Origin of the sequence: Kitasatospora sp. NPDC058243, from assembly GCF_042882025.1 — a bacterium.
In the GTDB taxonomy this organism is placed as follows: domain Bacteria; phylum Actinomycetota; class Actinomycetes; order Streptomycetales; family Streptomycetaceae; genus Kitasatospora.
On sequence record NZ_JBHVWW010000147.1, the window covers coordinates 1 to 827 of the forward strand.

Annotated in this window: 1 protein-coding gene; it reads right to left on the reverse strand. The window is 66.4% G+C overall.

Annotated features, from left to right (window positions below):
- A partial coding sequence (locus tag ACFVX9_RS39645; protein WP_387987145.1) for a glycosyltransferase occupies positions 1-827 on the reverse strand: 827 nt, incomplete at both ends.

Sequence of the window (827 nt, forward strand, 5' to 3'; positions counted from 1 at the left end):
GGCTTGGGCCTCGATGAGTACGAGTCCGAAGGCTTCCAGGTCTCTGGTGGTGAAGACGAAAGCATCGAAATTCCGTAGGCGGCGCAACAGTTCGGCACGGGGCAGGAACGGGTCGAAGTGAACCCGGTCCTGTAGGCCGAGTTCGTGGGCCCGCTGCTCCAGGTGCTCTCGTCGGATGCCTTGGCCGATGATGGTGAGGCGGTGCGGTTGATGAGTGAGGGCGAGGGCTTCGACGACGGTGATCGTGGATTTGTTGTCGTCCAGACGGCCGGCGTGCACCAGGGAGAGGGGGCCGCTGCCCGTTGGCCATTGATCGCGTACCTGGGCATGGCTCAGATGGATGCCCCACGGGATGACGGTGAGCCGGTCGGTGAATCGGTGGCTGGTGAGACGGTCGATGCGGTCCGCGAGGGCGAAGGTCGGGGTCACGATCGCGGCGCTTGCCGCAGCGACTTCGTGCAGGCCCTCGCGCCCTCGGGCGCTGTGCTCGGCCACCATGACGTCGGGGCCGTGGGCGACGGAGATGATCGGGATGTTGCCGGCGGTGCGGGTGAAGGCCTGGCTGAGGGCGAACCCGAGGTACTGAGCGTGGATGACGTGTGGCTGGATCTCTTTGATGAGGGCACCGACCTCACGCGTCAGTTCGTCGAGGTAGGGGTCGAAGTCTGGGCCGTGTGGCCGCTTTGTCGTGGAGAGGGTGATCAGCCGACCGAACGCGGCCTGCCAGGCATGATCGACCGGTTCCCTGCCGAGGAAGGTCGTGTGGGTCTCGGGGGTCGCAGTATCAGTAAAGGCGAGGGGAGGGGGGGGAGGGGAGGGGGGGGGGG